This window comes from Streptomyces sp. NPDC001450 (genome assembly GCF_053597295.1).
In genome coordinates this window covers 1-1,780 of the sequence record NZ_JBSFHY010000141.1, presented here as the reverse complement: position 1 = coordinate 1,780, position 1,780 = coordinate 1, and the positions used below count along the sequence as shown (strand labels likewise).

Below are 1,780 nucleotides of genomic sequence, written 5' to 3'. Positions count from 1 at the left end.
GACAAGGCGTATTCCTCCCGCCGCAACCGCCGCTACCTGCGCAGGCGCCAGATCAAGCACACCATCCCTGAGCCGAAGAACCAGCGTGCCAACCGCCAGAGCCGGGGCAGCAGAGGCGGCCGGCCCACCGGCTTCGACAAGACGATCTACAAAAGGAGGAACGAAGTTGAGCGGACGATCAACGCGTTGAAGAATTCGCGGGCTGTGGCGACGAGGTTCGACAAGCGCGCCTACATCTTCCACGGCACCGTCACGGTCGCCTCGATCCGACTTTGGCTCCGCCCGTGATCTCCGCCGGATCTAGGCGCTGTTTCTCGGATCATGTTCGGAGCCAGATCATGAGGGCTGCGAGGGTGACAGTGCCACCGTAGATGTAGGCGCGCTTCTCGTAACGGGTGGCGACGGACCGGAAGCCCTTCAGCCGGTTGATGGCTCGTTCGACTGTGTTGCGTTTCTTGTAGCGCTCGCTGTCGAATCCGGTGGGCCGGCCGCCGCGGGATCCTCGGTTCTGCCGGTGTCTTTGCTGGTCGAGGCGTTCAGGGATGGTGTGTGGGATTCCGCGTCGTCGCAGGTAGCGGCGATTTCTCCGGGATGTGTAGGCCTTGTCCGCCAGGACACGGTCGGGCCGGGTGCGAGGTCGTCCGACTCCGGTGCGAGGCACGGAAACCTGCTTGAGCACCCGCTCGAGCTGAGGACCGTCGCCGTAGTGACCGGGTGTCAGGACGAAGGCGAGAGGCCGACATCGCCCTTCGGCGGCGAGATGGATCTTGGTGGTGAAGCCGCCGCGGGAACGTCCCAGGCACTCGCCGATCTGACCACCTCCTCCAGCCGGACGGCCAGTTTCCGAAGCAGCGGATCGACCTGGTTCGTCCCCCGGTCGGCCCCTTTTTGAGGGACCGAGGCCGGGGGAGCTTTCCTCGCGCCGGCGGCATGTTGGTGGGCCCGCACCGCTGTTGAGTCCACCGACACGTCCCAGTCGATCCGGCCCGCGGCATCCTCGGCGGCCTGGACTTTCGACAGCAGCATCTCCCACGTTCCATCCGCTGACCAGCGGCGATGACGTTTATAGACCGTTTCCCACGGCCCGAACCGCTCCGGCAGATCCCGCCACTGCACACCAGTCCGTACCCGGTACAGCACCCCGTTGATCACCCGCCGGTGATCACTCCACCGACCCCCACGCGCACCACCACGAGGTAAGAACGACTCCAGCCGATCCCACTCCGCATTCGTCAGATCCCCACGGCCCATACCGCCAGCCTGCCCCAACACCCCACTCACGTCAGGAGATCCGAGAAACAGCGCCTAGAACAAGGTGTTGTCGTTCGCGGAGGTCTCCGGCACGTTCTGGCTCACGTCCCAGTGCTCGGCGATCTTCCCGTCCTGGAAGCGGAAGATGTCGAACACCGCCGCGCCCCGCGCGCCCGGCGTCGTCACTACGTTCGAGTGGACCAGCACCAGGTCGCCCTCGGAGATCACCCGTATGACGTCGTACTCGGCGTCCGGGAGCTGCTGGTGAAAGCCGACGCCCAGATTCTTCAGCGTCTCGGCGCCGTCCGGTGCGAGTGGGTTGTGCTGGATGTAGTCGCCGACGATCGGCTTGCCCTCGGCGCGCTCGCCGATGAGCAGCACGCTGTAGCCCGCATTGCCGCCGGCCATCTGCTCGGCGGTCTTCTGCAGTTCGCTCTGGGTGGGCCGCAGCGGCAGCGCGGCGGCCCGGTTCTGCATCCCCTGGCGGAAGTCGCCGAGCGCCGAGTCCTGCGTACGGGTCAGCACGGCT

General features: G+C 66.0%; 2 protein-coding genes and 2 pseudogenes. 1 reads left to right on the top strand and 3 read right to left on the bottom strand.

Annotated features, from left to right (window positions below; all coding sequences use genetic code 11):
- A pseudogene (locus ACWC5O_RS45415) lies at positions 1 to 288 on the top strand (IS5/IS1182 family transposase); the annotation flags it as partial.
- 31 nt (positions 289 to 319) lie between these two features.
- Here the strand turns inward: ACWC5O_RS45415 and ACWC5O_RS45410 are convergent.
- From ACWC5O_RS45410 to ACWC5O_RS45400, 3 genes and pseudogenes are all read right to left on the bottom strand, one after another.
- A protein-coding gene (locus tag ACWC5O_RS45410; protein WP_450781386.1) for an IS5 family transposase occupies positions 320 to 1,251 on the bottom strand; the annotation gives its coding sequence in 2 pieces (ribosomal slippage) (positions 320 to 895 and positions 898 to 1,251; 930 coding nt in all).
- 54 nt (positions 1,252 to 1,305) lie between these two features.
- The gene (locus tag ACWC5O_RS45405; protein WP_450781388.1) at positions 1,306 to 1,533 is read right to left on the bottom strand and encodes a nuclear transport factor 2 family protein; all 228 of its coding nucleotides are present in this window, start codon (positions 1,531 to 1,533) and stop codon (positions 1,306 to 1,308) included.
- A gap of 54 nt (positions 1,534 to 1,587) precedes the next feature.
- Positions 1,588 to 1,780 (bottom strand): annotated as a pseudogene (locus ACWC5O_RS45400) (two-component sensor histidine kinase); the annotation flags it as partial.